This window comes from Lentzea sp. NPDC036949, from assembly GCF_055608075.1.
Window position 1 is genome coordinate 1,118,488 of the sequence record NZ_JBVJRA010000001.1, and the last position, 26,621, is coordinate 1,145,108.

Consider the following 26,621-nt stretch of genomic DNA (forward strand, 5'->3'; position numbering starts at 1 on the left):
GAAGTCGTGCGGAAGTGGGTAGAACGGCAGGCATGAGAACCGCCGTGGCGGCCGCCGCCCTGCTCCTGCTCGTCACCTCGTGCTCGAGCGAGCCGGAGCTGCCGCCGCGCGAGCTGCCCCCGGTGGGTGCCGTGTTCGACTACCAGATCGGCGGCGCCTACCAGCCGGACGTGCCGGTGAAGATCGTCGTGCGGGACCGCAGCAAGACGCCGGACGGGCGGCGCTACAACATCTGCTACCTCAACGCCTTGCAGACGCAGCCAGAGGGCATGGAGGGCGGGCTGGGGTGGTGGCGGCAGCACCACGCCGACCTGCTCGTCAAGAAGCAGGACGGTCAGCCCGCCATCGACGCGGAGTGGTCCGAGGGCATCCTCGACATCTCCACCGGGGACAAGCGCGCCCGCATCCTGGAGATCCAGAAGAAGTGGATCAAGGGCTGCAAGCAGTCGCTGTTCAAGGGGATCGAGCCGGACAACCTCGACTCGTACACGCGCTCGGATGGGGCGTTCGACCTCGGCGCCGCCAAGGAGTTCATGAAGGGCTTCGTGCGGTACGCGCACGAGCAGGGGCTCGCGGTGGCGCAGAAGAACACCGCCGAGCTGGGGACCGCGGGCAGGCAGGAGATCGGCTTCGACTTCGCGATCACCGAGGAGTGCCAGGTCAACGACGAGTGCGGGCGCTACGCCGAGGCGTTCGGCGACAACTTCATCCAGATCGAGTACACCGACGACGGGTTCCGGAAGGCCTGCGCCGATCGCGGCGGACGGGTCTCCGTCATCCGCCGCGACCGGAACGTCGTGCCGTACGGGCACGGTGACTACGTCTACGAGCTCTGCCCGCCCGGGGTCTGAGCCAGGAACGCCTGCCACTTCTCCGCCTGGCCGGTCGCATCGCCGAACAGGTGGTGGCCGACCGCGTTGGTGCCGTGGAAGCGGTAGAGGCCGTCCTGCCCGCGCACGCCGAGGAACCTGTGCGCGTCGTGGCGCACCACGTAGTCCACGACCCCGTGCACGTCGAACGGTTCGAGGGAAACCTCGTCGCCGACCTCCGCGTTCTCCGGGATGCCGAGCGCGCGCATCAGCACCGGCCAGTTGTCGGCGCCCTCCGGCTGCGGCGGCCACTGCGCGAACACGTACGTGCCGGGCCGGCCCGCGAAGTGCCGCACGTACTGGGCCAGCGTGAACAGGTACATGTCCCAGCCCTTCGACTGCTGGTCCACGAACTCGTCGCCCCAGCCGTCGCCGAGGATGCCGCTGTGCACGAACCGCAGCACGGTCGAGCCCTGCTCACGGCCCTCGACCAGGAACTCCATCGCGTGGAACGTGCCGTCCTCGCCCTTGTCGCTGGAGTAGGCGAGGTGCTTGCCCGGCTCCCAGGCCGTGATCGTCGAGCTCTCCTGGAAGAAGCCCAGGTCGAGCGACATGCGGCCGCCGAGGCGCCCGTCGACGGTGTGCGGGCCCATGAACCACGAGTCGATGCCGGGTCCGGTCGCGATGGCGTCCCAGACCTGCTCGGGGGTTCCCCCGACCTCGACTTCCTTGCTGATCTCGAACTCGCGGGTCACGACTCCTCCTCCTTGGCGCTGACGCTCGGGTGCAGGGCGACCACGATCCGGTGTGGACGGCCCCCTTCTGCCTGCTCGTCGTGGTACTTGGCGACCAGGTGCGCCACGCAGCCCGCGAGCTCCTCCGCGAACGCCGCCCGGTCGGCCGCCGTGGCGAACCGGACCTCGCCGTCGAGCGCGAACGTGGCGAGCCGCTTCTTCGCCTTCGTCGCCCCGGTGAGCAGGGTTCCGACGTCGCGCACCAGCCTGGCCGCGACGGCGAGCAGCCACCGCGCGGACAACCGGTCGGGTGAGCGAGCTGGGTCGGGCTGCACGGCCGCGAGCGCGGTCGGGGAGATGACGTAGGACGCCGCGGTCGCCTGCAGCAGGCGTTCGTTGACGTTGCCCTTGCGCCGTTCCTCGACCAGCTCCACCAGGCCGTGCTGCTCCAGCGTGCGCAGGTGGTAGTTCACCTTCTGCCTGGGCAGACCCACCTTCGCGGCGAGCATGGTCGCCGATCCGGGTTCTGCCAGCTCCGCGAGCAGCCGCGCCCGCACGGGGTCCAGCGACACCTCGGCCGCGGACGGGTCCTCGATCACCGCCACATCGAACATGCACCCACGGTCGCACCGAAAACAAAATTAGTCAAGAACGGTCGTGCTGTCGGTGGCTTTGCTCCAGCCGGGTGGCTTTGGGACCGGTGCCGTAAGCGATGTCTCGATTGGTCGTTGCTCGTTCACAACCTCCAGGGAGACAAGATGACCATGATGCTCGTCCTGACCGTGCTCGCCTTGCCGTTCGCCCTGAACGCCGCGAACGTGGGCAGGCGCAGGTGGATCCGCAAGCAGGGCGTGGCCAGGGTGCGCGCCGGGCTCACCGCGTTCCACGCCGAGCTGGCGCGCCAGGGCCTCAGCCACTCCTCAGGGCGCTGAGCACGTCCCCCGACGGGGACAGCCGGGTGACGACGTCGCCGTAGCGGTCCAGCAGCGCGGCCGCGACACCTTCCGCGGACGACCCCACGACGGCGAACTCCGCCAGCACGTCGTCCGTGACCAACGCGCTCATCTCCGCCCACTGCTGCCGCCGCGACATCCGGTGCAGCTCCTCGTGCAGCTCGCCCCAGCCGTGCAGGTCCAGCACCGCCCTATACGCGGGCGTCGACCCGTAGAACGCGATCTGCCGCTTGACGTCGGCGATCTCCTCGTCGGTGGTCGCGGCGAACACCGGGCCGCTGATCTCGAAGCCCTCCAACGACTTCCCGGCCTTGGCGCGGCCGCGTTCGAGAGCGGGCAGCGTCACCTCTCGCAGGTAGCGCGGCGTCGTGAAGTTGTGGCACAGGAAGCCGTCGGCGACCTCGCCGGCCACCTCCGTCATCCGCTCGCCCACGCCCGCCAGGTAGATCGGCGCGGTGCCGTGCGGGTTCGGACCGGGGTTGAAGAACGGCGTCATCAGCGCGTGCGTGTAGAACTCGCCGCGGAACGCCAGCCGCTCGCCGGTCTCCCACGCGTGCCAGATCGCCCGCAGCGCCAGCACGAACTCCCGCATGCGCGCGGCGGGCCTGCTCCACGGCATGGAGAAGCGCTTCGTGATGTGCGCCTCGACCTGCGAGCCCAGACCGAGGTTGAACCGGCCGCCCGACAGCAGCCGCAGGTCGTTCGCCGTGGTCGCGACGGTCATCGGGTTGCGCGCGAACGCCACCGCGATGGCCGTGCCCAGCTCGACCCGCTCGGTGGCCGCGGCCGCGCCGGCGAGCGCGAGGAACGGGTCGTGCTTGGTCTCGGCGAGCCAGAACCCGTCGTAACCGCGGTCTTCCGCCCGCTTCGCGATCGTCCCCGCGTCGCCGGGGGTGTAGTCGACAGCGCTCCAGTCCAGCTTCATACCGGCGAGGTTATTGGCCGTGGGCCGCGGTGCGCGCTACCGGCGCGGTGCTTCGCAGGCGATGCCGTTGCGGTTGCCGTCGAGCTCGACCCGGTAGCCGGGCTGACCCCAGGGGATCGGCGCGGCACCGGCCCGCCAGGCGTCCTCGCAGGAGGCGAAGAACACCGGCTTCGGCTTGGGCGTTGTCGTCGTCGGCCCGGAGCCGGCGCGGGCGGTGGCAGCGGTGGGGGAGGAGGCGGTGGCGTGGGCGTCTCGGTGACGTCCCTGCCGTTGCACGGCGGGCCCCAGAACCCGAGCGTGCCCTTCACGGCCGCCGCCTCGGCCTCCTTCATCGCCGCCGTCGCGGACGTCGTCGCGCGGCCGGCGCCGTTGCCCAGCGCGAGCAGGGCGTAGTCGGTGCCGTCGGAGAGGGTCAGCGCACGCGACTCGGGGTCGAAGCGCACTTGCTGGTCCAGCAGCATGCGCGCGGCGAAGTCGCTCGCCGCCCTCGCCCAGCACGCGCCGGGCGAGGCGAGACCGCCGACCTCGACGGTCCTGCCGTCGGACAACGTCACCGCGTGCCCGTTGACCACGGTCTGGACCGTGAGCTCCAGCTTGGCCGGCGGGACCGACGCCGTGGTGGTGACTGGCACGTCGACCGGCACCGCCACCGGAACCGGACGCGCGTGCTGCGCGTTGCCCGTGCACCCCGCGCACAGGGCGGCAAGCAGCACTCCGCCCGCAGTTCTCCACCCCGACATGGGGTCGAATATGCACCCGGCCCGGAGTGTGGCCAAGGTTACGTATTCCGCCGCGATCGGTTCACGCGGAGACCGTTTCGAGACCTGGAACCGCGCAGGTCAGCTTGTGCGGACCGGCTTGAGTGTCCAGACGACGACCATCTCGCCGGTCGTGACGCCCTCGGCGTTGGTGATCGTGACGGTCACCGGGAACTCCGGGCGGGTGCCGCCGTCGAGCTCCGCGAGCACCTCGTCGGCGGAGCGGCCGAGCACCGCCTCGGCCTTGAGCGGGCCCATCGCGAGCTTCCTGTACGCGATGTCCGCGCGGGCGACCAGCGGCGTCGCCTTGGCCATGTGCTGGGCGAACGCGGCCATGACGACGGCACCGGAGGCCGTCTCACCGAGGCCGAACATCATCGCGGCGTGCGGGCCGCCGACGTGGTTGCGCAGCGTCTCGTCGTCGGGCAGCGACGCGACGACGCGCGTGGCGGAGACCTCGTCGAAGTCGATGCCGGTGGTCTTCACGTACGGCACGGCCTGCTTCATGGCGTCGGCGATGAACGAGACGTCTTGGCTCATGAGCACGGATGCTACTCGCGAGTAACCCACTCGGCTACCCGCCAGTAACCGGACATACCACACTTTCCTGGGGTGTGACTCGAAACTCGCTTGCACATCGGCGTACCGAGATGGATGCTTGTAGCGAGCAACTAGTTGGGTGATACAAGCAACGAGGTGGGCGATGTCAGATCCGGGCGGGTGCGTCAACGGCGTCACCGGTGTCGGCGTCGATCCCGAGCACGAGCTCGCGGACCGCGTCGGCATGGCGATGGTGCGGCTGAACAAGATGCACGCCCAGGTCTCCCACCAGATGGCGAAGCAGGGGATGGACAAGTCCGCCTTCGTGCTCCTCGCGACGCTCTCCGGTCTCGGTGAGTGCCGTTCGAGCGCGCTCGCGGAGGCGGTGCTCTCCGACCCGTCCACGGTCAGCAGGCAGGTCGCCGGGCTGGTCAAGGACGGGCTCGTCGAGAGGCGTGCTGACCCGGCTGACGGCCGGGCCAGTGTTCTCGCGGTCACCGGAGCGGGCCGCGAGCTGATCTTGAAGCGACGCCGGATGCGCAACGAGGCGCTCGAGCAGGTGTTCGCGGACTGGGCCGACGAGGACTTCAAGGGCTTCGCGGACCTGTTCGAACGCTTCGTCCACGACTACGAGCGCACGATTCCGGCGCTTATGACCGAACGCGGGACGGGGACCCGCGCAGGAGGGGAAGACCAGTAATGTCAACGACAACCGATGCGACACCCACGCCAGGGGTTTCCCTGACGCATCGCCAGATCATGACGATCCTGTCCGGTCTGCTGCTGGGCATGTTCCTCGCGGCGCTGGACCAGATGATCGTCTCCAGCGCCATGAAGACCATCGCGGACCAGCTGCACGGGCAGACGCTGCAGGCGTGGGCGACCACCGCCTACCTGATCACCGCGACCATCACGACCCCGTTGTACGGCAAGCTGTCCGACATCTACGGGCGCAAGCCGATGTACCTCGCGGCGATCTCGCTGTTCCTCGTCGGCTCGCTGCTGTCGGGCATCGCGACCTCGATGTACGAGCTGGCCGCGTTCCGCGCCGTGCAGGGCCTCGGCGCCGGCGGTCTGATGTCGCTCGCGTTCGCGATCATGGCGGACATCATCTCGCCGCGGGAGCGCAACAGGTACTCGGCGTACTTCATGGCCGTGTTCGGGTCGGCCAGCGTGCTCGGCCCGGTCATCGGCGGCGTGTTCGCCGGTCTCGACACCTTCATCGGCGTCACCGGGTGGCGCTGGGTGTTCCTCGTGAACGTGCCGATCGCGCTGCTCGCGCTGTTCGTCGTCGGCCGCGTGCTGAACATCCCGCACAAGCGCGTCGACCACCGCATCGACTTCGGTGGCGCGGCCGCGCTGACCGTCGGCCTGGTGCCGCTGCTGATCGTGGCCGAACAGGGCCGCGAGTGGGGCTGGGCGTCCGCCACGGCGATCACCATGTACGTGGTCGGCGTCCTGGGCCTGCTCGCGTTCGTGTGGGTCGAGAACCGCATGGGCGACGAGGCGCTGCTGCCGATCCGGATGTTCCGCAACCACACGTTCGCGCTGGGCAACACGATCAACTTCGTGCTCGGCGTCGGCATGTTCGGCGGCATGGTCTCCATCCCGCTGTACCTGCAGATCGTGAAGGGCGTCTCGCCGACCATGTCCGGTCTGATGCTGCTGCCGATGACGTTCGGCATCATGTCGGCCACCGCGACGGCCGGCCGGATCACCTCGAAGACCGGGCGCTACAAGATCTTCCCGATCATCGGTGCCGGCCTGATGTCGATCGCGCTGTTCCTGTTCAGCACCATCGGCACCGACACGCCGAACTGGCTCGTGATGGTCTACATGTTCATCATGGGCGCGGGCCTGGGCCAGTGCATGCAGACGCTGCTGCTGGCGATCCAGAACGACGCCGAGCCGCGTGACATGGGCGTGGCGACGGCCTCCGCGACGTTCTTCCGCCAGATCGGCGGCACCGTCGGCACCGCGGTGTTCCTGTCGATCCTGTTCAGCACGGTCGGCGACAAGATCGCGTCCGGGCTGCGGTCGGCGATGCAGACCGAGGCGTTCAAGGCGGCGCTGGCGCACAACCCGGAGTTCGCGAAGTCGCTGCAGAACGCGGGCGGGTCCGGTGTGGACATCAACAACACCGAGTTCCTGAACAACCTCGACCCGGTGCTGGCGCGGCCGTTCCTCGACGGCTTCTCCGGTGCGATCGACACGGTCTTCATGACCGGCGGGATCGTGATGGTGGCGGCGTTCGTGCTCGTGTGGTTCCTGCGCGAGAAGCCGCTGTCGAACAGGTCGGGCCTGGAGCGCGTCGCCGACGCGGAGTCCGTGGCCGTCTAGGGACGCGAGAACGAGAAGAGGGGCCGCGCTGATCCAGCGCGGCCCCTCTCCCGTGCGTGCCTCAGTGGCCCTCGCCGTGCGCCTCGGCGTCCTTCAGACGCTGGTAGGAGCGCTTGATCTCGGCCTCGGCCTCGGTGCGGCCGACCCAGGTCGCGCCCTCGACGCTCTTGCCGGGCTCCAGGTCCTTGTAGACCTCGAAGAAGTGCTGGATCTCCAGGCGGTCGAACTCCGCCATGTGGTGGATGTCGCGCAGGTGCTCGTGCCGCGGGTCGTCGGCCGGCACGCACAGGACCTTGTCGTCGCCGCCCTTCTCGTCGGTCATGCGGAACATGCCGATGGCGCGGGCCTTGATCAGGCAGCCGGGGAACGTCGGCTCCTGGACGAGAACGAGGGCGTCCAGCGGGTCGCCGTCCTCACCCAGGGTGTCCTCGATGAACCCGTAGTCGGCCGGGTACTGCGTAGACGTGAACAACGTGCGGTCGAGGCGGATGCGACCAGTCTTGTGGTCCACCTCGTACTTGTTGCGCACGCCCTTGGGGATCTCGATCAGGACGTCGAACTCCACTGGTCCTCGCTCATGTAGCCCATTCGTGACGCCACTAGTGTGGACCACGACGCCCTGTCAACCCTCATCGGAGCCGCGGCTGGCGGGTGTGAGATTGCCCGTACCGAGCTGACGGAGGCCCTTGTGCCGGACGACCCCCAGTGGCCGACCGACGACGACGACACCACCCCGGAGTCGCCGGCCACCACCGTTCCGTCGCAGGTCACCACACCTTCACCCGAGCGCCCGACGCTCGCGCTCCCGGTGGCACCGGTGCTCACGGCACCGTCCACTCCGGAGCCTCCGTCGTCCTCCCCGCTGCCCTCCGCGGACTCTGTCCCCGTCGAGGCGTCTTCTGCTGGTTCCGACCCGGCTGACGGGCCTGCGACCTCAGCGAACGGCGGTTCAGCGGAACCATCGGGTGAAAATCCGAGTGGTGATGCTCACGACGGGATTGGTCTGAACGGTCGCGAACCGGCTTCGACCTCGTCTTCTACGCCTGCCGACGCTGCTGCGGACGCCGTTCCCGAGCAGAGCACCACCGCGCTCCCGGTCCCCGTCGCGGAGGAGGAGCCCTCCACTCCGGAGCCGGACTCCCCGGAACCCCCGGACTCCTCGGAACCCCCGGACTCCTCGGAACGCCCGGAACCCGAACCGCCCGTCGAGGCCGAGCCCGACACCGCCGCCGACCCGGACGCCGAGCCCGATCCCGCCTCGCAGGCCCCCACGACCCCGGAGCCGGAACCCGCTGCGCAGCCGGCCGCACCTGAGTCCGCCGAGCCAGCCACGCCTGCACCCGCTGCGGACGCCGAGCCCCCGGCACTGCCTGACGGCGCGACGATCCAGGTCCCGCTCCCCACCCCCGACGGCGCGACGGTCCAGGTCCCCCTCCCCGTCATCCCGCCCGCACCCGCCGACCCACCGCGCGCAACCCCGGTGCGCATCACCCCGTCCAAGGACGGCGACGGCGCATCCCGCGTCGAGCCCGCGTCCACGGTCGAACCGCCCAGCGACCAGACCCGCGTGGTCCCCAAGCCGACCACCGCGGAACCGGAGCAGGACGAGCAGCTGTCCCGCTCCGGCCAGTTGGAGCTCGGCCCCCCGCCCCCGGCCGAGCCCTCGCCCGCCGAGTCCCCGCGCACCGAGCAGACCCGTCCGGAACAGCCCCGCACCGAGCAGCCGCGGTCGGAGCCGACGCGTCCGGAGCAGTCGCGTCAGGACCAGAACCAGCCGGATCAGCGCCGCCAGGACCAACAACAGGGACAGGCGCGGCCGGGCCAGGCCCGTCCTCAAGGCCGTCCGGACCAGGGCCGACCCGGTCAAGCCCGCCCAGGCCAGCCCCACGTCGGCAACCCCGCACCCGGCAACCCCGCACCTGGCCAATCCGCGCCCGGCCAGCCGCGCGGAGGCCAGTTCGGCCAGGGCCAGGGACGCCCTGACCAGCACCGGCCGGGTCAGCAGCCCCGCCCCGGCCAGTACCGCCCTGACCAGCGACCGGGCCAGCGCACCCCCGACCAGCCGTGGCCCTCCGCTCTGCGCCAAGAGCCTCAGCGTCAGGAGCCGCAGCACCAGGACCCGCCCACTCGGCAGAACCTGCGTCCGGTCAACCAGCGCCAACACCCGACGCCACCCCAGCAGCGCCACGACGCCGCCCACCCGGCGACCATCCGCCTGGCCCCGGTGAAGCCGGCCGAACCGCGAGAAGAAGAGCCAGAAGCCCTCCCCGGCTACGACGAGGAACCCGAAGACCGCCTCAACGACACCAAGAACACCCAGGACGACCGGCCGAAGAAGAGCCGCAAGCCCCTGGCCGTCGTCCTGGCCCTGGTGGTCGTGGCGGCCCTGGCCGGCGCCACCGTCTACGCGGTCAACGAGCTCGGCGGCACCGAGGCGGTCGAGACGAAGCCGCCGGCCGCGCCGGCCAACGTCCAGCCACTGGTCAAGCCCATCAGTGCGCAGGGACCGGCACCGACTCCGCAGGGGATCAGGCAGGCACTGGCCGGTCCGGCGGCCAGTGGTGCGCTCAGCCCGCTGACGGGCAGCGTCGTCGACCCCTCCACGGGCACCGTCCTGTGGCAGCAGGGGGACACGACCCCGGCGACGCCCGCGTCGAGCCTCAAGGTGCTGACCGCGGCGGCCGCGTTGCTGGAGCTGGACCGGACCGCCCAGCTCAGCACCAAGGTGGTGCAAGGGTCGGAGCCGGGCACGGTGGTCGTGGTCGGCGGGGGTGACCCGACGATCTCGGCGACGCCGGGCAGCAGCGTCTACCCCGGTGCGGCGTCGTTGGACGACCTGGTCAACCAGGTCAAGGCCAAGGGGCCGGTCACCAAGGTCCTCTACGACCTCGGGCGGTACGCGGGCGAGCCGATGGGGCCGCAGTGGGAGACCGCCGACATCGCGGGCGGGTCGGTCACGCCGATCGTGCCGTTCATGGTCGACGGTGGGCGGCTGGACCCGAAGAAGGTCGACGGGGCCCGCACGCCGACGCCCGCTCAGCAGGCGGCGGACGCGTTCGCGGCCAGGCTCGGGGTCACGGCGGCGGCGGGTGCGGCACCTCCGGGGGCGCAGACCGTCGCCGAGGTGAAGTCGGCGCCGGTGGAGCAGCTCGTCGACAACATGATGCAGATCTCCGACAACGTGCTCACCGAGGCCATCGCCAGGGAGCTCGCGATCAGGACGGGCAACGAGCCGTCGTTCGCGGGTGGGGTGAAGGCGGTCAGGGACGTGCTCACCAAGCACGGGTTCGACCTCACCGGGGCGAACTTCGTGGACGGCAGCGGGTTGTCGGCGACGAACAAGATCCCGGCGAAGCTGCTGACCGACGTCCTCACGGCGGCCGCGAAGCCCACCATGGACGACAAGACCGCGAAGCTGCGGCCGTTGCTCACGGCGCTGCCGGTGGCCGGTGGCAGCGGCACGCTGGCCGGGCGGTACGACGGGGCCGCCGCGCGCGGCAAGGGCTGGGTGCGGGCCAAGACGGGCACGTTGACGGCCGTCAACGCGCTCGCCGGTGTCGTGGTCGACGTGGACGGGCGGGTGCTGGTGTTCGCGTTCATGTCCGGCAACCCGGGCAATCCGGACACCGAGGTGCGGCCGGCGCTGGACGTGCTGGCGGCGGCGTTGCGAGGCTGTGGCTGTTCGTAGCGGGGCGTGCGCAGGTAGCGTCGGCGGGGTGAACGGCGCGACGGAGGCAGAGCTCGGCCCGGTGGACTGGGAGCTGGCGGTGGCGACCGCGACCCGGCTGGTGCGGCCCGGTCCGGTGGTCGGCAGAGACGAGGCCGGGCACGTCGTCGGCCGGTTGCGCGAGCTGGCACCGCAGGCCGAGGTGCACGTCCGGGAGCTGACCGGGCTCGGTCAGGGGCTGCCGTTGCTGCCGGGTGAGGTCGTGGACCGGCCCGCCTGGGTCAAGGCGGCCGCGCAGGGCCTGGAAGCGCTCACGGCTCCGGCGATGCCGCGGCAGACGGGTGCGATGGCGGCGGTCCTCGCGGGCACCGCGGGCGTGCAGGCCGGTGTGGTGCTGTCGTTCCTCAGTTCGCGGGTGCTGGGCCAGTACGACCCGTTCAGCCCGAGCGACCAGCTGGCCGGGCGGCTGCTGCTGGTGGCGCCGAACATCGTTGGCGCGCAACAGGCGCTGGACGTCCCGGCGGACGACTTCCGGATGTGGGTCTGCCTGCACGAGTGCACGCACCGGCTGCAGTTCACCGGGGTGCCGTGGCTGCGCAGGTACTTCGCGGAGCAGGTCACGACGCTGCTGTCCACAATGGACGAGGACAGGGCGCCGCTGCCGGAGGTCATCCGCGACTTCCGCACGAAGCTGCGCGCGGGCGACGGTCCGATCGGGCTGATCGAGCTCGTCCAGTCACCGCAGCAGAAAGCGGTGCTGGACCGGCTGATCGCACTGTCCACTTTGCTCGAAGGCCACGCCGACCACGTGATGGACGCCGTGGGCGAGGCGGTCGTGCCGTCGGTGTCGACGATCCGCAGCCGCTTCACCGTGCGGCGCAAGGGCGGCGGCCTGCTCGACCGGGTCCTGCGCACGCTGCTCGGCGTCGAGGCGAAGGTGCGGCAGTACGCGGAGGGCGCGGCGTTCACCGAGTACGTCGTCGAACGCGTCGGCATGGACGGCTTCAACGCCGTCTGGACCAGCGCCGACACCCTCCCGACCCGCGCGGAGATCGCCGAGCCGATGACCTGGCTGCGCCGCGTCTCCCCGTGAGCGCGGCCTCGTGAACGGCCCGGTCTCCGAGGTCAGGGCCGCTGTCCGGCGGTTCCTCGACGAGGTGCGCCCGGACGGCGTGACCGTCGCCGTCTCCGGCGGCGCCGACTCGCTCGCACTGGCCGCCGCCACCGCGCGGCTGGTCCCCGGTGCGCGGGCGGTGGTCGTCGACCACCGGCTCCAGCCCGGCTCGGACGAGGTCGCGGCACGTGCGGCGGGCATCTGCGCCGACCTGGGGTTGACGGCACGCGTGGCGCCCGTCGACGTCACGGGTCCCGGCGGTCCCGAGGCGGCCGCGCGCAGGGCCCGGTACGCCGCCCTCAAGCCGGAGAACGGCGTCGTGCTGCTCGGCCACACGCTGGACGACCAGGCGGAGACGGTCCTGCTGGGCCTCGGCCGCGGCTCCGGTCCACGCTCGATCGCCGGCATGCGCGCCTATGACCCGCCATGGGGCCGACCGCTGCTGAACGTCTCCCGCGCGACGACGCGTGCTGCGTGTGCGGAGCAGGGCATCGAAGTGTGGGACGACCCACACAACAACGATCCGTCGTTCACCCGTGTGCGCCTGCGGGCGGAAGTGCTGCCACTGCTCGAAGACGTGCTGCAAGGCGGTGTCGCGGGGTCGTTGGCGCGCACTGCGGCGCAGCTCAGGGAGGACTGCGACGCCCTCGACGAGCTGGCGGAGGCCTTTGCGGGCGACTGCTGCGCCGTGGCCGACGTCGCGGAGCTGCCGGCGGCGCTGCGACGCAGAGTGCTCAGGTCGTGGCTCCTCGACGAAGGCGTGCCGGAACTGTCCGATTCGCACCTGCGCCGGGTGGACGCACTGGTGAGTGAATGGCGTGGTCAGGGCGGTGTCTGGCTACCCGGCGGCTTTGTCGCGCGCCGTGCGCATGGCAGGCTCCAGGTGGAACCGGAGTCTTAACCAGAGGAGACCTCTCCGTGTACGACGGCGACATCGCATCCGTGCTCATCACCGAGCAGGAGATCAGCGACAAGGTCACCGAACTCGCCAAGCAGGTCGCTGACGATCACCCAGAAGGTGACTCCGACCTCGTGCTGATCACCGTTCTCAAGGGAGCGGTGATGTTCATGGCGGACCTTGCCCGCGCGCTGCCCGTCCCGGTGCAGCTGGAGTTCATGGCCGTGAGCTCCTACGGCTCGTCCACCTCGTCGTCCGGCGTGGTGCGCATCCTCAAGGACCTCGACCGCGACATCGCCGACCGCAACGTCGTGATCGTCGAGGACATCATCGACTCCGGTCTCACGCTGTCGTGGCTGCTCAAGAACCTCCAGTCGCGCCGCCCGCGCTCGCTCGAGGTGTGCACGCTGCTGCGCAAGCCCGACGCGGTCAAGGTCGAGGTGCCGGTGAAGTACGTCGGTTTCGACATCCCCAACGAGTTCGTCGTCGGCTACGGCCTCGACTACGCGGAGCGCTACCGCGACCTGCCCTACATCGGCACGCTGGACCCGAAGGTCTACTCCAGCTGAGCCGCAACGCACGCGGGGAGCTTTCGTACTCGTCTGGAGTACGAAAGCTCCCCGCGTGCGTTCAGCGGCTCAGCAGTTCGGGCGGCAGCGGCGCTGGGAGACGGCGTCCAGCAGCACGCCGCGGATGTCCTCGGGGTTGGGCGCCTGGTACGCCTTGCCGCCGGTCGCGGCCGCGATGGCCCGCAGCGCGTCCATGTCGGCCTCCTGGCCGAGCCCGACCATGATGATCGGCACCGGGCGCGCGGGGTCCGACTCGCGCTTCAGGGTCTCGATGAGCGAGGCCGTGCTGATGGACGAGATGTCGTCGTTGCGGCCGTCGGTCATCAGGACCACGGAGTTGACCTTCGACGGGTCGTAGCCCGCCAGCACGTGGCGGAACGCGGCGAGGGTGGTGTCGTTCAACGCCGTGCCGCCGCCGACCAGACCGTTCAGCTGCGAGGCCCCGGCCTCCAGGCGCTTGCGGCGGGCGACGCCCTGCAGGGGTTCGCCGAGCGGGCCGACGGGGACCAGCTCGATCCAGTCCTGCGGCGGCTTCTTGTCCGTCGAGAACGCCCACAGGCCGATCTGCGTGGTGTCGGGCAGCATCGACAGCGCCGTCATCGACGCCTCGGTCGCCGCCTCCACGCGGGTCTTGCCGTTGGGACCCTTCTCGATCATCGAGCCGGACACGTCGACCACGGTCAGCATGCGCATGTCGAGGCTGATGGCGCCCCACGTGCGCAGCAGCTCGGAGACCTGGTCGGCGCCCGGCGTCTCGATCAGCTTCACGTCACCGGCCTGCACGCCCTCGACCTGCGTCGACCACTTCGCCGGCGCGGCACCGGAGGTGGTGCGGAAGCCGGCCTCGCCGAAGCGCTTGACCGTCTCCGCGGAGCGCAGCACCCGCTCGAACTCGGCGGCGGCCTCGCCGGTGCCGTCCTGCTCGTTCTGCCGCGACACGCGCACCAGCGGGTAGTCGAACGACAGCGTGCCCTCCCGGGGCGGTGCGCCCAGGACGGCGTTCTTCTTCACGGTGCGGTTGTTCGCGACGACCGACTGCTCGGTCGCGGCGAACAGCGGTGCCTTCTCGGCGTCGGTGGTGACCTTGCCGAACGCGTCGCGCACCGACGGGATGGCGGTGCGGCCCACCCTCAGCAGGGTGCTGACCAGCTCCGGCTTCGGCGTGCCGTCGGCGTTGCCGAGCAGGGTGCGGATGACGAAGAGGGTCGCGAGGCCCTCCGACGTCATCGTGGGGTCGCTCATCGAGACGGTGACCTTCGGGTCGATCACCTTGGTCCAGGAGACCGGGGAGATCGGGTAGCCGATCTTGCCCATCGTCGTCTCCGAACCGGCCACCACCAGCGGAGAGGACGCCAGCGAGGGCTTGATGTCCAGCTTCGGGGCCTCGGGACCGGTCTCGGCCGACTGGCGCTGGGCCTCGGCCGCCCACATCGAGGAGTCGGGAATCCACAGGGAGTGCGGGTTGATCTGCGCGGTCGGCAGCTCGTGCGCCACGTCGGCCGCGTTGCGCGACTCGACCTGGACCTGCACGCACCGGCCGTTCACGACCGGCTGGGACCGCTGGTAGTCCTGTGCGGCCGCGTTCACCACGTCGAGGGCCGCGGGCGTGACGGCGATCTTGAGCGGCAGGGCGCCCGCGCAGTCGGGGCCGCTGGTCACGCGCAGTGCCACGACCGTGACGCCGGCCGCCGCGATCACACCGAGCAGGGCGCCCACGGGGAGGGCGACCCTCCGGAACAACCCGGGGGACGTATGGCGAGCTGACATACGGTTACTTACCTTCGGTCACGTGTTCACTCTTTCGAGTGGCGGGGGAACACTCGGGGGATGCATGAGGATGACATGTGACCCCCAAACGTAATGAGATGGCGTGACCTGCGTCACTCGTCTGGTCGGCCGCACTTGTTCCGGGTGAACCAAACAGCGTGAACATGCGTGGCAGCGGTCACGCGCGGGAACCCAGCGGCGGGCAAGACCGTTGGTTGTCCAGTACCCGACCAGCGGGCGGTAGGCTGGTCGGACGCGGTATGTGGGTCTTCCACTGCCCGACGCGCAAGTCAGGGAGGGTCGAGGCCGCCCGCCGGCCGTAAGTGCATGGACCGCAAGCGCCTGCTTCGCAACCCGCTGCTGTGGATCGCTGCGGTGTTGCTGCTCTACTTCGTCTTCACCGTGCTCTTCGACGACTCACGGGGCTACCACCAGGTCAAGACGTCTCAGGCACTGCAACAGGTGCGTGAGGGCAACGTCAAGGAAGCCACGATCGAGGACAAGGAGCAGCGTCTCCGGCTGACCCTCAAGGACGGCTCGACGTTCGAGAACAGCAACCGCCTGATCACGCAGTTCCCGGCGAGCTCGACGGACGAGATCTTCACCATCCTCGACCAGGCCGGCAACAAGCCCGTGGTGGAGACCAAGGTCAGCCAGGAGTCCATCCTGATGCAGATCTTGATCTACCTGGTGCCACTGGGTCTGCTGCTGCTCCTCCTGATGTGGATGATGAACAACGCCCAGGGCGGCGGGAACCGCGTCCTGAACTTCGGCAAGTCCAAGGCCAAGCAGCTCTCCAAGGACATGCCGAAGACGACGTTCGCGGACGTCGCCGGCGCCCAGGAGGCCGTCGAGGAGCTCGAGGAGATCAAGGACTTCCTCCAGAACCCCGGCCGCTACCAGGCGCTGGGCGCCAAGATCCCCAAGGGCGTGCTGCTCTACGGCCCGCCGGGAACCGGCAAGACGCTGCTCGCACGGGCCGTCGCCGGTGAGGCGGGCGTCCCGTTCTACTCGATCTCCGGTTCGGACTTCGTCGAGATGTTCGTCGGTGTCGGTGCCTCGCGTGTGCGCGACCTGTTCGAACAGGCCAAGCAGAACGCGCCGTGCATCATCTTCGTCGACGAGATCGACGCGGTGGGCCGCCACCGCGGTGCCGGTCTCGGCGGCGGGCACGACGAGCGCGAGCAGACCCTCAACCAGCTGCTCGTCGAGATGGACGGCTTCGACTCGCGCGGCGGGATCATCCTGATCGCGGCGACGAACCGCCCCGACATCCTCGACCCCGCCCTGCTGCGCCCCGGTCGCTTCGACCGCCAGATCCCGGTCTCCGCGCCGGACCTGAAGGGCCGCAAGCAGATCCTGCGGGTCCACTCCAAGGGCAAGCCGCTCGCCGACGACGCCGACCTCGACGGGCTCGCGAAGCGCACCGTCGGGTTCTCCGGCGCCGACCTGGCGAACGTGATCAACGAGGCGGCGCTGCTCACCGCGCGTCAGAACGGCACCACCATCACCGGTGCCGCGCTGGAGGAGTCCGTCGACCGCGTGATCGGCGGTCCGGCCCGCAAGAGCCGGATCATCTCCGAGAAGGAGAAGAAGATCACCGCGTACCACGAGGCCGGGCACGCCCTGGCCGCGTGGGCCATGCCGGACATCGACCCGGTCTACAAGGTCACGATCCTCGCCCGCGGCCGCACGGGTGGTCACACCCTCTCGGTGCCGGAAGAGGACAAGGACCTGATGACCAGGTCCGAGATGATCGCGCGGCTCGTGTTCGCGCTGGGTGGCCGCTCCGCGGAGGAGCTCGTCTTCCACGAGCCCACGACGGGTGCGTCCAACGACATCGAGCAGGCGACGAAGATCGCCCGCGCGATGGTCACCGAGTACGGCATGAGCGCGAAGCTCGGCGCCGTGAAGTACGGGCAGGAGCAGGGCGAGCCGTTCCTCGGGCGCTCGGCCGGCCGCCAGGCGGACTACTCGCTGGAGGTCGCGCACGAGATCGACGAGGAGGTGCGCAAGCTCATCGAGGCCGCGCACACCGAGGCGTACGAGGTGCTCAACACCTACCGCGACGTCCTCGACGACCTCACGCTCGAACTGATCGACAAGGAGACCCTGCACCAGAAGGACCTGGAGCGGATCTTCGCCCGCGTCGAGAAGCGGCCGCGCATCACCCAGTTCAACGACTTCGGTGACCGCACGCCGTCCGACATCCCGCCGGTCAAGACCCCCGGCGAGCTCGCCAAGGAACGCGGCGAGCCGTGGCCGCCGGTCGTCGAGGACGTCATCGAGGAGGAGCTGCAGCAGGAGGAGCCCGCCGCTGCGGCGCCGACCGAGGAACTGCCCTCGCCGAACGGTGCCAACGGTGCGAACGGCGTGCACCAGCCGGGTCAGCCGGCCGGGTCGGGCCCGCCGCACTACGGCGCCCCGCCCGGGTGGACACCGGCGACCGTCCCCGGTCAGCCGCACAACGTCTGGGAGCCGCGCAAGCCGCAGCCAGACCAGGACGAGCGGCAGTGACCGAGCACCACCGGCTCGACGCAGACGCCGGCCTCACCCACGACGGGGAGGCCGGCGTCTCCGCGCGGCGGGCCTTCGACCAGGCCCGTGCCGAGGCCGCGGTGCGTGAGCTGCTGATCGCGTGCGGTGAGGACCCGGAGCGCGAAGGCCTCCGCGAGACCCCCGCTCGGGTGGCGCGTGCCTACCGGGAGTTGTTCGCCGGGCTCTACACCGACGCGGACAGCGTGCTCGCGAAGACGTTCGACGAGAGCCACGAGGAGCTCGTCCTCGTCACGGACATCCCGATGTTCAGCTTCTGCGAGCACCACCTGCTGCCGTTCCACGGCGTCGCGCACGTCGGGTACATCCCGAACGAGCACGGCCGCGTGACCGGGCTGTCGAAGCTCGCCCGGCTCGTCGACCTCTACTCGAAGCGCCCGCAGGTGCAGGAGCGGCTGACCTCGCAGGTCGCGGACGCGTTGGTGCGCAAGCTCGAACCGCGCGGCGTGATCGTGGTCGTCGAGGCCGAGCACCTGTGCATGGGCATGCGCGGTGTGCGCAAGCCCGGCTCGCGCACGACGACGTCGGCGGTGCGCGGGCTGCTGCGCACGTCGGCCTCGACCCGCGCGGAGGCGATCGAGCTGATCAGGGGCCGGTTGCGGTGAGCGGTCTGCCCCGCCCGGACCGGTGCGTCGTGATGGGCGTCCTCAACGTCACGCCCGACTCGTTCTCCGACGGCGGCCGCTACCTCGACCGCTCGGACGCGGTGAAGCACGGGGTCGCGCTGCACCAGCGCGGCGCCGACCTCGTCGACGTCGGCGGCGAGTCGACCCGGCCGGGCGCCGCGCGCGTCGAGCCGGCCGAGGAGATCGCCCGCGTGGTGCCGGTGATCCGGTCGCTCGTCGCGGAGGGCGTGCCGGTCAGCGTGGACACGATGTGGGCCTCCGTCGCCTCGGCGGCGCTGGAGGCGGGCGCCTCGATCGTCAACGACGTCTCCGGCGGCCTGGCCGACCCGGAGATGGTCGAGGTCGTCGCCGACGCTGGAGTGCCGTACGTGCTGATGCACTGGCGTGGGCACAGCACGGAGATGGACTCGTTGGCGCGCTACGACGACGTGGTCACCGACGTGCGCTCGGAACTGCTTGAGCGCGTGGAGGCGGCGTTGGCGGCGGGTGTCGCCGAGTCGTCGATCGTGCTCGACCCCGGTCTCGGGTTCGCGAAGCTCGGCGACCACAACTGGGAGCTGCTGCACCGCCTCGACGAGCTGGTGGACCTGGGGTTCCCGGTGCTGGTGGGCGCGTCGCGCAAGCGGTTCCTCGGCACGTTGCTGGACAACCGCCCGCCGGACGGCAGGGAGGACGCGACCGCGGCGGTGTCCGCGCTGGCCGCGTTCAACGGGGCGTGGGGAGTGCGGGTGCACGACGTCGACCGGACGCTGGACGCGGTCGCCGTCGCCGGAGCGTGGAGGCGGGGACATGGCTGACCGGATCGCGTTGACGGGCCTGCGGGTTCGCGGCAACCACGGCGTCTTCGAGCACGAGAAGCGCGAGGGCCAGGAGTTCGTCGTCGACATCACGCTGTGGCTCGACCTCAGCACGGCGTCGAGGACCGACGACCTCAAGGAGACCTACCACTACGGCGAGCTCGCCGAGATGGCCGCGGCGATCGTCGGCGGCGAGCCGCACGACCTCATCGAGACGGTCGCCGGCAAGATCGCCGACGCCGCGATGACCGACACCCGGCTGCACGCGGTCGAGGTGACGGTGCACAAGCCGTCCGCGCCGATCCCGCTGACCTTCGACGACGTGTCGGTGACGATCCGCCGCTCGCGCCGGCTCGCCGCGCCGCTCAAGAAAGACGCGCAATGACCCGCGCGGTCCTGTCGATCGGCTCGAACCTGGGTGACCGGTTCGCGTTCCTCAGGTCGGTGGTGGACGGCCTGCGCGAGCACGTCGTCGCGGTGTCGCCGGTGTACGAGACGGCCGCGTGGGGCGTGGAGGACCAGCCGGACTTCCTCAACGCCGTCGTGGTCGTCGAGGCGGACGACGTCGACGAGTGGGGCTGGCTGCGCCGCGGCCAGGCGCTGGAGAACGCCGCAGGGCGCGTGCGGGAGCAGCGCTGGGGACCGCGCACGCTCGACGTGGACGTGGTCACGGTGGACGGCGTGACCTCCGGCCACCCGGACCTCCTCCTGCCGCACCCCGGCGCGTTCGAACGCGCCACGGTCCTCGTGCCGTGGCTCGACGTCGAACCCGGCGCGGTGCTGCCGGGGCACGGACCCGTTGCGGCGCTGGAGTTCTCGACCGAGGGCGTGCGCCGCCGCGACGACCTGGTGCTGACTTCCGGTTGGATGGACGCGTGAGGTTCACCCGTCCCCGCGACCTGGCGACCGTCGTGGTCATCGCCGGTCTGCTGGCGCACCTGTTCCTGCGACTCGCCTACGACACCCTGCCGCCGCTGCCGCGCGCGGCCGGGTCGACGTTGCTCGCGCTCGCCGCCGTCGAGGTGTGGTTCGCGTTCTCGCTGCGGGCCCGGATCGAACGCCGCCAGGGCGCGCGCCCGGTCCAGCCGCTCACCGCCGCCCGCGCGGTCGCGCTGGCGAAGGCGTCCTCGGTCCTCGGCGCGTTGATGTTCGGCGTCTGGACCGCCTTGCTGATCTACGTGATCCCCGTCCAGGACTCGTTCGCCGCTGCCGGGAATGACCTGTTCGCGGCGGTTGTCGGGATGGTCAGCGCGGCCGCTCTGACCGCTGCGGCGCTGTGGCTGGAGCACTGCTGCAAGACGCCGACGGAGGGTTCCGGGAACGATTAGACACCGGTGCGCAGGTCTCAGTCGGATAACTAGGCGGTACCGTAGTGCGCATGACCGGACGCGGCGCGTCGATCGACGACGAGCAAGAAGATCACGGTCGTGGCTCCGGGCGGTTGCTGTTGGTCGCAGCGCTGGCGCTCGCCCTCGTGGCCGCGGCGGTGCTCGTCCTGAGCGACAGCGCCCGGATGCTGCGCCTCGCCGTGGTGGCCGCGCTGTGGGCCGCACTGGTCGGTGCGTTCCTCGCGGCCAAGTACCGCAAGCAGGTCAGCGAGCGCGACGACGAGGTGGCCGACCTCCAGAGCGTGTACGAGCTGGAGCTCGAACGCGAGGTGGCCGCCCGCCGCGAGTACGAGCTGGAGATCGAGGCCGAGACCCGCAAGCGGATCGAGGAGGAGTCGCGCGCCGACATCGAGGCGCTGCGCGCGGACCTCAGGGCGTTGCGGGAGAACCTCGAAGGTCTGCTGGGCGGTGGTGACGTCCTGGTCGAGCGCGTGGCGTTGCGCGCGGAGTCGACCCGCCTGCGCGCGCTGGCCGGTGACGGTTCCCGGCTGAGCTCCGGTTCGGAGAAGCGGATCATCAACGCGATCAACGCCGCCAAGCCCGCGGTGACCGCGTCGGCGGAGAAGCCGTCGGAGCGCACCGAGCTGATCGAACGCGTGGCGCACGACGCCAAGGTGCAGCCGCCGCGCCGCGAACCCGCCCGCCCGGAGCCGGCCAGGCCGGAGCCCACCCGCACCTCGCCGCGCCCGCAGCCGGCCGCCGCCCGCCGTGAGCCGGCCAAGGCCGTGAAGCAGGAAGCCGCCCGCTCGGCCCCGCAACGCGCCGGCAGCGCTGCCGCCGCGGTGTCGGCCCGGCTCGGCGCCCAGCAGCAGCCCCCCAAGCCGACCGCGCAGCCGGTCCAGCGCACCGAACGGGTGCCGCGCCCCCAGCCGCAGCCGGCCCAGGCGCAGGCGCAGCGCACGGAAGCGTTGCAGCGCCCGGAGAAGCCGCCGGTGAAGAAGACCCCCGCCGCGGAGCCGCGCACCCCGGAGGCACCGCGGTCGCGGGTCGCCGAGCGCACCGAGATCGTCGACCCGAAGTCGCTGACCGGCCGCCGCCGCGCCGACGAACGCGCACCCGAGCAGGACAGCGGCTCGTGGGAGACGCTGCAGCCGGACGAGCCGCCGAGCGGCAAGCGCCGCGCGGCGTCCGCGTCCGCGTCCGCCTCCGCCTCCGCCTCCGCCTCCGAGGAGTCCTCCGCGTCGCTCCCGCCGGCACGTGGTCAGTCCAGCCGTCGCACGGCCTCCGAGGACTCGTTCGTGTCGCTGCCGCCGGTGACCCGGCGCGGACCGGAGGAGCCGGCCACCCGCACGCCGGCGCCGGCCGGTCGTCGTGCCGCCGAGGAGTCGTCCGCGCGGCTGCCCGCGGTGGCCACGGGCCGTCGTGCCGCGTCCGAGGAGTCGTCGGCCAGCCTGCCCGCGGTCTCCGGTGGCCGCAGGGCCGCGCCGGAGGACCCGTCGGGAGCGCACGCCGACGGCAAGTCGGTCAGCGAGCTGCTGGCGTCACTCGGCGGCGGGGACGCCCCGCGCCGCCGCCGTCGCCGCGACGACTAGGCAGGTCGCCGGAACCGCCGTGCCAGGGCCGTCTACTTGTCGATGTCCCCGACGATCACGGCGAACGAGCTCAGCACGGCCGGCAGGTCGTCGACCGACGTGCCCGGCAGCAGCGCGGACAGCGCCTGGACGTTGTTGAACGACGGCGTGCGCAGCTTGAGCCGCCACGGTGTCTTCTCGCCGCGGGACGACAGGTGCACGCCGGACGTGCCCAGCGGCGCCTCGACGCGGGTGTAGACCGAACCCTCCGGTGCCTTGATCGCCTTGGGCAGCCGCAGGTTCACCGGTCCGGCCGGCAGGGCGTCCAGGCAGGACCGCGCCAGCCGCAGGGAGAGCCGCACCTCGTCGAGCAGGCACCGCACGCGCGCTGCGGCGTCGCCCTCGGTGCGCACCACCGGCGTGACCGCCAGCGAGCGGTACGCGGGCAGCGGGTCGTCGCGGCGCAGGTCGAGGTCGACCCCGCTGGCCCGGCCGATCGGCCCGGTCACGCCGTACTGCAGCGCGTCGGCGAGCGGCAGGACGCCGAGTCCCTCCAGCGCGGAGAGGTCGACCTCCAGGTCCTCCACTGTGGACAGGAAGTCGGCCACCCTGCCGGTCCAGCCGGCCGGCACGTCCTCGCGCAGGCCGCCGATCCGGTTGAACATGAAGTGGATGCGCCCGCCCGACGCCTCCTCCATCAACGCCTGCACGCCCTCGCGGTACGCGGCAGCAGCCGGGCACAACGGCGTCAGGAACACCATGTGCGCCATCAGCCTGTTGAGCTCGCACAACAACACGCGCAGCCATTGGGCTCGTGCGGGGACGTCCATTCCGGTCATCCGCTCCACGGCCAGCGCGACCGCGAGCTCGTTGCAGAACGCCGACAGCCAGTCGTGCCGGTTCGCGAGCGTGAGGACCTGGCGGTAGTCGCGGACCTCGAACAGCTTCTCGGCGCCGCGGTGCAGGTGGCCGACGAGCGGGGTCGCGGCGGTGATCACCAGGTCCGGCGTGACCGTGAGCCGCAACCGGTAGGCGCCGTGGGCGGACGGGTGCAGTGGGCCCAGGTCGATCACGCGGTCCACGCCCAGGTACTGCGCGCCCGCGCCGACGCCGACGGTGATCTGCTCGCTCACACCGGCAATGGTTTCACGACCGCGTGACCGCGAAGAGGAAGCACCCGTGCGACAGGCTGCGCACCTGCACCGCCTCGACCGAGGGGGTGTTCAGCAGCCCCTCCACCGCGCTGTCGAACCCGCCCGGCTCGACCAGGACGCCGTCCTCGATCTGCCCGGCCGCGTTGTACGCCCGCAGCACCCGGGAGTTGTTCAGCAACCCGGCGGGCAGCCGGTCCGGCGCAGCGCCGCCGGGGCAGTCGACGTGCGTGAAGACCGGCCCGACCTCCTCGTACGGGCCCTTGCCCGCGGCGGGGGAGTAGCGGAACAGCCAGACCGGCTCGTCCGGCGCCGACTTGCGCAGGCAGCACCGCAGCGGAACGCCGGGTTCGGAGGTGCGGTACTCGCGGCCGGGGTCGGACAGGGCAGCTGCTGGGGCGACGGTGTGGATTTGCATTCCGCAACGATCGTCGTCAGACGTCGGCGGTGCTGGCGGGTATCGGACGCCAGGGCGGCAGTTCCGGCAGCAGGTCCGCCACCGCGACACCGCGGCCGTGCAGCAGCCACCCGAACGCGCCCAGCCCCGCCGGGTCGCGCAGCTCCGCGATCCGGCCCGCCCGCGCCACCGACTCCAGCCACTCCCAGCCCGACCCGGTGACCTCACCGGTCAGCCCCAGTGCGGCGAGCGCGTCCCGTTGCGACACCAGCACCCGGTCACCGCCGGCCGCCTCCGCGCACGCGTCGAGCGCCACGTGCGCGGTGATGTCGCAGGAACCGTCGAACACCGGTGGCACCTGCCGACCGGCGCGGTAACCCGTCAGCGTGAACCGGCGGGACGACACCAGGTGCCCGTAGTCGACCGCCAGCGCCGCACCGCGCACCCGCGAGACCGCCGCGGCCCAGGCGGCGTCGCGGGGCGCCCCGACCTCCGCCTGCTCACCGTCGGCCAACGGCCACCACCGCGCGATCCACGGGTCGTCGCTCGGGCCGGTCACCACGGGGCACGGGATCGCGTCCAGCCACTCGTGCCCGACCAGCAACCCGGTGCACGACGGCACCTCCGCCGTCCACCGCACCCCCGGCAGCTCCACCGGCGGACCGAGCTCGACCGCCGTCACCCGCAGCCGCGCGGCCAGCGACCCGGCCGCCAGCCGCCGGACGGCGAACGCGAGCTCGCCGCCGCCCGCGCCGACGTCCACGAAGTCCACGACCGGGGGAAATCCGAGCGCCGCGTCCACGCGTGCGAGCAGCACCAGCAGCGCCTCCGCCAGCTCCGGCCCGACCAGCACAGACGTGCGGAAGTGCGCGGACGGCTTCTCACCGCGGGCGAAGAAGCCATCGGGGCCGTACAGCGCGGCGTGCCAAGCGGCTTCCGGATCGAACACCGGACAAGTGTGCATCTAAGGTCATTTCTCGTGAACGACGCCGACCTCTCGCCGACGCCGGGCCGCAAGCGCATCGAACAGCGCCGCTGGACCGTCCTGTTCCCCGTCGTCGGGCTGATCGCCCTGGCCGCGGCGGGTCTCGTGCTGTTCGCGCTCGGGTCGACGAGCATCGGGCTGGAGCCGATCCTCGTCGGTGCCGCCGCCGCGCTGATCCCGGTCGCGTTCGTGGTCAGCGCGTTCCTGTGGATCGACCGGTGGGAGCCGGAACCGGCGAAGATGCTGCTCTTCGCGTTCTTCTGGGGCGCGTGCGGCGCGACGATCAGCTCGCTGGTGTTCAACCAGACCTCGCGCGTGGTCGGCGACATCCTCACCCACGGCGGAGGCGGCGACTTCACGCTGCTCATCGGCGCGCCGGTGGTGGAGGAGGCGACCAAGGCGGCCTTCCTGATCGCCGTCTACCTGCGGCGCAGGCACGAGTTCGACGGCGTCGTCGACGGCATGGTCTACGCGGGCATCACCGCGGCGGGCTTCGCGTTCACCGAGAACATCTGGTACTTCGGCCGGATCTTCGCCCAGCAGGGCTTCGGCGACCTGGAGGGCGGTGTGGTCGCGCTGTTCCTGCTGCGCGGCGTGCTCTCGCCGTTCGCGCACCCGCTGTTCACGTCGATGACCGGCATCGGCGTCGGCATCGCGGCGAGCTCCAGCAGGGCCGCGACCCGCGTCGTCGCGCCGATCGCCGGGTACCTGGCCGCGGTCGGCCTGCACGCGGGCTGGAACGCGATGACCAAGGTCGAGACCGGGTCGGCGTTCATCAACCTGTACTTCCTGGTCATGGTGCCGCTGTTCGCGGGCGCGGTCGCGATCGTCGTGTGGCAGCGCCGCCGGGAGCAGCGGATCGTGGCGGGCCAGCTCGCGGCGATGGCGCAGAACCGGTGGATCGCGAACAGCGAGGTCGCGTTGCTGGCGAGCCTCAACGGCCGCAGGAACTGGCTGCGGGCGGTCAAGCGCAAGTCCGGTGACGCCGCGGCCAGGTCCGTGCGGAACTACCAGGTGGCCGTCACGGAGCTGGCGTTCCTGCGCCACCGCATCGAGCAGGGCACCGCCGGACAGAGCGCCGAGAGCCGGCACGGCGTGCTGCTCGACACGCTGCACGCGGCCAGGTCCGCCGCCCGCGGGTGAGTCCGGTCACCGCCCGGCCACGCGCCGGGACGTGCGGGATTACCCTCGGCGGCGTCGTCTGGTACCCGAACCGGGACTGGAACGTCAGAAGGAGTTAGTCGCATGGACGCGACCCCTCGTCCGGCCAGGCTCGCCGTCGGCGTCATCTCGGCCGGCCGGGTCGGCTCGGTGCTGGGCGCCGCGCTGGCCAGAACCGGTCACGTGGTCGTCGGCGCCGCCGCCGTCTCCCGGGCCTCCCTCGCCCGCGCGGAGGAGCTGCTGCCCGGCGTCGCCATCGCCGACCCCACCGAGGTCGCCCAGCGCGCCGACCTGGTGCTGCTGGCCGTCCCGGACGACGAGCTGGCCGGCCTGGTGCGCGGACTGGTCGCCACGGGCTCGTTGCGCGCGGGGCAGATCGTCGTGCACACCAGCGGCGCGCAGGGCGTGGCCGTGCTCGAACCCGCCGCCGAGCTGGGCGCGCTGACGCTCGCGCTGCACCCCGTCATGACCTTCACCGGCCGGTCGGAGGACCTCCAGCGGATGAGCTCGGCGTGCGTCGGCGTGACCGCCGCGGACGGCGACGAGGTGGCGTGGAGCGTCGGCGAGGCGCTGGTCGTGGAGATGGACGCCGAACCGGTGCGCGTGCCGGAGGCCGTCCGCCCGCTCTACCACGCCGCGCTGGCCCACGGCGCGAACCACCTGATCACGCTGGTCCGCGACGCCGCGGACCTGCTCACCAACGCGGGCGTCGCCAACGCCGAGCGCCTGCTCGGGCCGTTGCTGTCGGCCGCGCTCGACAACTCGCTGCGCCACGGCGACCGGGCCCTCACCGGTCCGGTCGCCCGCGGCGACACGGGTACCTTGCGCAAGCACCTCACCGTGCTGGCCGAGCAGGCACCCGACACCCTGCCCAGCTACCGCGTGCTCGCCCGGCGCACCGCCGAGCGGGCCGAACGCTCCGGGCTGCTCAAGCCCGACGCGGCCGACGACGTTCGCACCACTCTCGAGGACTGA

At 71.3% G+C, this 26,621-nt stretch carries 27 protein-coding genes; 17 read left to right on the forward strand and 10 right to left on the reverse strand.

The window, feature by feature from the left end:
* Positions 1-32: 32 nt before the first annotated feature.
* Positions 33-851: an endo alpha-1,4 polygalactosaminidase gene (locus ACZ7CD_RS05675; RefSeq protein ID WP_470378367.1), complete on the forward strand. Its 819-nt coding sequence runs from the start codon at positions 33-35 to the stop codon at positions 849-851.
* Here ACZ7CD_RS05675 and ACZ7CD_RS05680 read toward each other — a convergent pair.
* Both ACZ7CD_RS05680 and ACZ7CD_RS05685 read right to left on the reverse strand, forming a co-directional pair.
* Positions 824-1,564, reverse strand: a complete 741-nt coding sequence (locus ACZ7CD_RS05680; RefSeq protein WP_470374212.1) for an SRPBCC family protein — start codon at positions 1,562-1,564, stop codon at positions 824-826. The two genes, ACZ7CD_RS05675 and ACZ7CD_RS05680, sit on opposite strands and share 28 nt — an antisense overlap.
* Positions 1,561-2,157, reverse strand: coding sequence for an ArsR/SmtB family transcription factor (locus ACZ7CD_RS05685; RefSeq protein WP_458429648.1), 597 nt, complete (start codon positions 2,155-2,157; stop codon positions 1,561-1,563). Before ACZ7CD_RS05685 ends, ACZ7CD_RS05680 begins: the two co-directional genes overlap by 4 nt.
* Positions 2,158-2,301: 144 nt before the next feature.
* Here ACZ7CD_RS05685 and ACZ7CD_RS05690 point away from each other — a divergent pair, with 144 nt between their 5' ends.
* A complete protein-coding gene (locus tag ACZ7CD_RS05690) occupies positions 2,302-2,475 on the forward strand; it encodes a hypothetical protein (RefSeq protein WP_360385180.1) in 174 nt (57 codons plus the stop codon).
* Here the strand turns inward: ACZ7CD_RS05690 and ACZ7CD_RS05695 are convergent.
* The 3 genes from ACZ7CD_RS05695 to ACZ7CD_RS05705 all read right to left on the reverse strand — a co-directional run bounded on the left by ACZ7CD_RS05695 (position 2,453) and on the right by ACZ7CD_RS05705 (position 4,719).
* Positions 2,453-3,421, reverse strand: coding sequence for a TIGR03617 family F420-dependent LLM class oxidoreductase (locus ACZ7CD_RS05695; protein ID WP_360385182.1), 969 nt, complete (start codon positions 3,419-3,421; stop codon positions 2,453-2,455). The genes ACZ7CD_RS05690 and ACZ7CD_RS05695 overlap by 23 nt on opposite strands.
* A gap of 36 nt (positions 3,422-3,457) precedes the next feature.
* On the reverse strand, positions 3,458-4,177 hold the full coding sequence (locus tag ACZ7CD_RS05700) for an excalibur calcium-binding domain-containing protein (protein ID WP_470378368.1): 720 nt from the start codon (positions 4,175-4,177) through the stop codon (positions 3,458-3,460).
* Between the two features lie 83 nt (positions 4,178-4,260).
* A complete protein-coding gene (locus ACZ7CD_RS05705; RefSeq protein ID WP_360385186.1) occupies positions 4,261-4,719 on the reverse strand; it encodes a DUF4442 domain-containing protein in 459 nt (152 codons plus the stop codon).
* A gap of 163 nt (positions 4,720-4,882) precedes the next feature.
* Between ACZ7CD_RS05705 and ACZ7CD_RS05710 the strand changes: the two genes are divergently transcribed.
* Together ACZ7CD_RS05710 and ACZ7CD_RS05715 are read left to right on the forward strand one after the other, a co-directional pair.
* Complete coding sequence (locus tag ACZ7CD_RS05710) at positions 4,883-5,419, forward strand: MarR family winged helix-turn-helix transcriptional regulator (RefSeq protein ID WP_360385188.1); 537 nt, start codon at positions 4,883-4,885, stop codon at positions 5,417-5,419.
* Entirely contained in the window at positions 5,419-7,059 is a 1,641-nt protein-coding gene (locus tag ACZ7CD_RS05715) for an MDR family MFS transporter (protein WP_470378369.1), read from the forward strand. The genes ACZ7CD_RS05710 and ACZ7CD_RS05715 overlap by 1 nt, the downstream gene beginning before the upstream one ends.
* Before the next feature lie 61 nt (positions 7,060-7,120).
* Here the strand turns inward: ACZ7CD_RS05715 and ACZ7CD_RS05720 are convergent, their stop codons facing one another.
* Positions 7,121-7,624 (reverse strand): inorganic diphosphatase, encoded by a 504-nt coding sequence (locus ACZ7CD_RS05720; RefSeq protein WP_360385192.1) that lies wholly within the window; start codon positions 7,622-7,624, stop codon positions 7,121-7,123.
* Positions 7,625-8,539: 915 nt separating this feature from the next.
* On the opposite strand from ACZ7CD_RS05720, the gene dacB reads away from it, so the two are divergent.
* Genes dacB through hpt form a run of 4 tightly spaced genes read left to right on the forward strand, consistent with a single transcriptional unit; the run spans position 8,540 to position 13,307 of the window.
* Positions 8,540-10,747, forward strand: a complete 2,208-nt coding sequence (dacB, locus tag ACZ7CD_RS05725; protein WP_470378370.1) for a D-alanyl-D-alanine carboxypeptidase/D-alanyl-D-alanine endopeptidase — start codon at positions 8,540-8,542, stop codon at positions 10,745-10,747.
* 28 nt (positions 10,748-10,775) lie between these two features.
* Positions 10,776-11,819 carry a zinc-dependent metalloprotease gene (locus ACZ7CD_RS05730; protein WP_360385196.1) on the forward strand — a complete coding sequence of 348 codons (1,044 nt, stop codon included), beginning with the start codon at positions 10,776-10,778 and terminating at the stop codon, positions 11,817-11,819.
* 10 nt (positions 11,820-11,829) lie between these two features.
* On the forward strand, positions 11,830-12,741 hold the full coding sequence (gene tilS / locus ACZ7CD_RS05735; protein ID WP_470378371.1) for a tRNA lysidine(34) synthetase TilS: 912 nt from the start codon (positions 11,830-11,832) through the stop codon (positions 12,739-12,741).
* Positions 12,742-12,758: 17 nt separating this feature from the next.
* A complete protein-coding gene (hpt, locus tag ACZ7CD_RS05740) occupies positions 12,759-13,307 on the forward strand; it encodes a hypoxanthine phosphoribosyltransferase (RefSeq protein WP_030472607.1) in 549 nt (182 codons plus the stop codon).
* 69 nt (positions 13,308-13,376) lie between these two features.
* Here hpt and ACZ7CD_RS05745 read toward each other — a convergent pair whose 3' ends face one another.
* Positions 13,377-15,023: a substrate-binding domain-containing protein gene (locus tag ACZ7CD_RS05745; protein WP_360385200.1), complete on the reverse strand. Its 1,647-nt coding sequence runs from the start codon at positions 15,021-15,023 to the stop codon at positions 13,377-13,379.
* A gap of 378 nt (positions 15,024-15,401) precedes the next feature.
* On the opposite strand from ACZ7CD_RS05745, the gene ftsH reads away from it, so the two are divergent.
* The 7 genes from ftsH to ACZ7CD_RS05780 are packed head-to-tail and all read left to right on the forward strand — an operon-like array spanning position 15,402 to position 21,973.
* Positions 15,402-17,591, forward strand: a complete 2,190-nt coding sequence (ftsH, locus tag ACZ7CD_RS05750; RefSeq protein WP_360385202.1) for an ATP-dependent zinc metalloprotease FtsH — start codon at positions 15,402-15,404, stop codon at positions 17,589-17,591.
* Positions 17,588-18,235: a GTP cyclohydrolase I FolE gene (gene folE, locus ACZ7CD_RS05755; protein ID WP_360385204.1), complete on the forward strand. Its 648-nt coding sequence runs from the start codon at positions 17,588-17,590 to the stop codon at positions 18,233-18,235. Before ftsH ends, folE begins: the two co-directional genes overlap by 4 nt.
* A gap of 32 nt (positions 18,236-18,267) precedes the next feature.
* The gene (gene folP, locus ACZ7CD_RS05760) at positions 18,268-19,053 is read left to right on the forward strand and encodes a dihydropteroate synthase (protein ID WP_360385206.1); all 786 of its coding nucleotides are present in this window, start codon (positions 18,268-18,270) and stop codon (positions 19,051-19,053) included.
* Positions 19,046-19,438, forward strand: coding sequence for a dihydroneopterin aldolase (folB, locus tag ACZ7CD_RS05765; RefSeq protein ID WP_360385208.1), 393 nt, complete (start codon positions 19,046-19,048; stop codon positions 19,436-19,438). Before folP ends, folB begins: the two co-directional genes overlap by 8 nt.
* Positions 19,435-19,932, forward strand: coding sequence for a 2-amino-4-hydroxy-6-hydroxymethyldihydropteridine diphosphokinase (gene folK / locus ACZ7CD_RS05770; RefSeq protein ID WP_360385210.1), 498 nt, complete (start codon positions 19,435-19,437; stop codon positions 19,930-19,932). The genes folB and folK overlap by 4 nt, the downstream gene beginning before the upstream one ends.
* Complete coding sequence (locus tag ACZ7CD_RS05775; protein ID WP_360385212.1) at positions 19,929-20,381, forward strand: DUF3180 domain-containing protein; 453 nt, start codon at positions 19,929-19,931, stop codon at positions 20,379-20,381. Before folK ends, ACZ7CD_RS05775 begins: the two co-directional genes overlap by 4 nt.
* 50 nt (positions 20,382-20,431) lie before the next feature.
* The gene (locus ACZ7CD_RS05780) at positions 20,432-21,973 is read left to right on the forward strand and encodes a DUF6779 domain-containing protein (protein WP_470378372.1); all 1,542 of its coding nucleotides are present in this window, start codon (positions 20,432-20,434) and stop codon (positions 21,971-21,973) included.
* A gap of 32 nt (positions 21,974-22,005) precedes the next feature.
* Here the strand turns inward: ACZ7CD_RS05780 and ACZ7CD_RS05785 are convergent, their stop codons facing one another.
* The 3 genes from ACZ7CD_RS05785 to ACZ7CD_RS05795 are packed head-to-tail and all read right to left on the reverse strand — an operon-like array spanning position 22,006 to position 24,449.
* The gene (locus tag ACZ7CD_RS05785) at positions 22,006-23,085 is read right to left on the reverse strand and encodes an NADH-quinone oxidoreductase subunit D (RefSeq protein WP_470378373.1); all 1,080 of its coding nucleotides are present in this window, start codon (positions 23,083-23,085) and stop codon (positions 22,006-22,008) included.
* A gap of 13 nt (positions 23,086-23,098) precedes the next feature.
* On the reverse strand, positions 23,099-23,521 hold the full coding sequence (locus tag ACZ7CD_RS05790) for a DUF1203 domain-containing protein (protein WP_470378374.1): 423 nt from the start codon (positions 23,519-23,521) through the stop codon (positions 23,099-23,101).
* A gap of 16 nt (positions 23,522-23,537) precedes the next feature.
* On the reverse strand, positions 23,538-24,449 hold the full coding sequence (locus ACZ7CD_RS05795) for an SAM-dependent methyltransferase (protein ID WP_470378375.1): 912 nt from the start codon (positions 24,447-24,449) through the stop codon (positions 23,538-23,540).
* A 30-nt stretch (positions 24,450-24,479) separates the two neighbouring features.
* On the opposite strand from ACZ7CD_RS05795, the gene ACZ7CD_RS05800 reads away from it, so the two are divergent.
* A complete protein-coding gene (locus ACZ7CD_RS05800; protein WP_360385222.1) occupies positions 24,480-25,628 on the forward strand; it encodes a PrsW family intramembrane metalloprotease in 1,149 nt (382 codons plus the stop codon).
* A gap of 102 nt (positions 25,629-25,730) precedes the next feature.
* Complete coding sequence (locus ACZ7CD_RS05805) at positions 25,731-26,621, forward strand: Rossmann-like and DUF2520 domain-containing protein (RefSeq protein WP_360385224.1); 891 nt, start codon at positions 25,731-25,733, stop codon at positions 26,619-26,621.

What these genes read in the sequence shown, in the direction of transcription:
- ACZ7CD_RS05675 (WP_470378367.1), top strand. Translation starts at nt 33, where the DNA reads ATGAGAACCGCCGTGGCGGCCGCCGCCCTGCTCCTGCTCGTCACCTCG.
- ACZ7CD_RS05685 (WP_458429648.1), bottom strand. Translation starts at nt 2,157, where the DNA reads ATGTTCGATGTGGCGGTGATCGAGGACCCGTCCGCGGCCGAGGTGTCG.
- ACZ7CD_RS05690 (WP_360385180.1), top strand. Translation starts at nt 2,302, where the DNA reads ATGACCATGATGCTCGTCCTGACCGTGCTCGCCTTGCCGTTCGCCCTG.
- ACZ7CD_RS05695 (WP_360385182.1), bottom strand. Translation starts at nt 3,421, where the DNA reads ATGAAGCTGGACTGGAGCGCTGTCGACTACACCCCCGGCGACGCGGGG.
- ACZ7CD_RS05705 (WP_360385186.1), bottom strand. Translation starts at nt 4,719, where the DNA reads ATGAGCCAAGACGTCTCGTTCATCGCCGACGCCATGAAGCAGGCCGTG.
- ACZ7CD_RS05710 (WP_360385188.1), top strand. Translation starts at nt 4,883, where the DNA reads ATGTCAGATCCGGGCGGGTGCGTCAACGGCGTCACCGGTGTCGGCGTC.
- ACZ7CD_RS05715 (WP_470378369.1), top strand. Translation starts at nt 5,419, where the DNA reads ATGTCAACGACAACCGATGCGACACCCACGCCAGGGGTTTCCCTGACG.
- ftsH (WP_360385202.1), top strand. Translation starts at nt 15,402, where the DNA reads ATGGACCGCAAGCGCCTGCTTCGCAACCCGCTGCTGTGGATCGCTGCG.
- folP (WP_360385206.1), top strand. Translation starts at nt 18,268, where the DNA reads ATGGGCGTCCTCAACGTCACGCCCGACTCGTTCTCCGACGGCGGCCGC.
- folB (WP_360385208.1), top strand. Translation starts at nt 19,046, where the DNA reads ATGGCTGACCGGATCGCGTTGACGGGCCTGCGGGTTCGCGGCAACCAC.
- folK (WP_360385210.1), top strand. Translation starts at nt 19,435, where the DNA reads ATGACCCGCGCGGTCCTGTCGATCGGCTCGAACCTGGGTGACCGGTTC.
- ACZ7CD_RS05780 (WP_470378372.1), top strand. Translation starts at nt 20,432, where the DNA reads ATGACCGGACGCGGCGCGTCGATCGACGACGAGCAAGAAGATCACGGT.
- ACZ7CD_RS05790 (WP_470378374.1), bottom strand. Translation starts at nt 23,521, where the DNA reads ATGCAAATCCACACCGTCGCCCCAGCAGCTGCCCTGTCCGACCCCGGC.
- ACZ7CD_RS05805 (WP_360385224.1), top strand. Translation starts at nt 25,731, where the DNA reads ATGGACGCGACCCCTCGTCCGGCCAGGCTCGCCGTCGGCGTCATCTCG.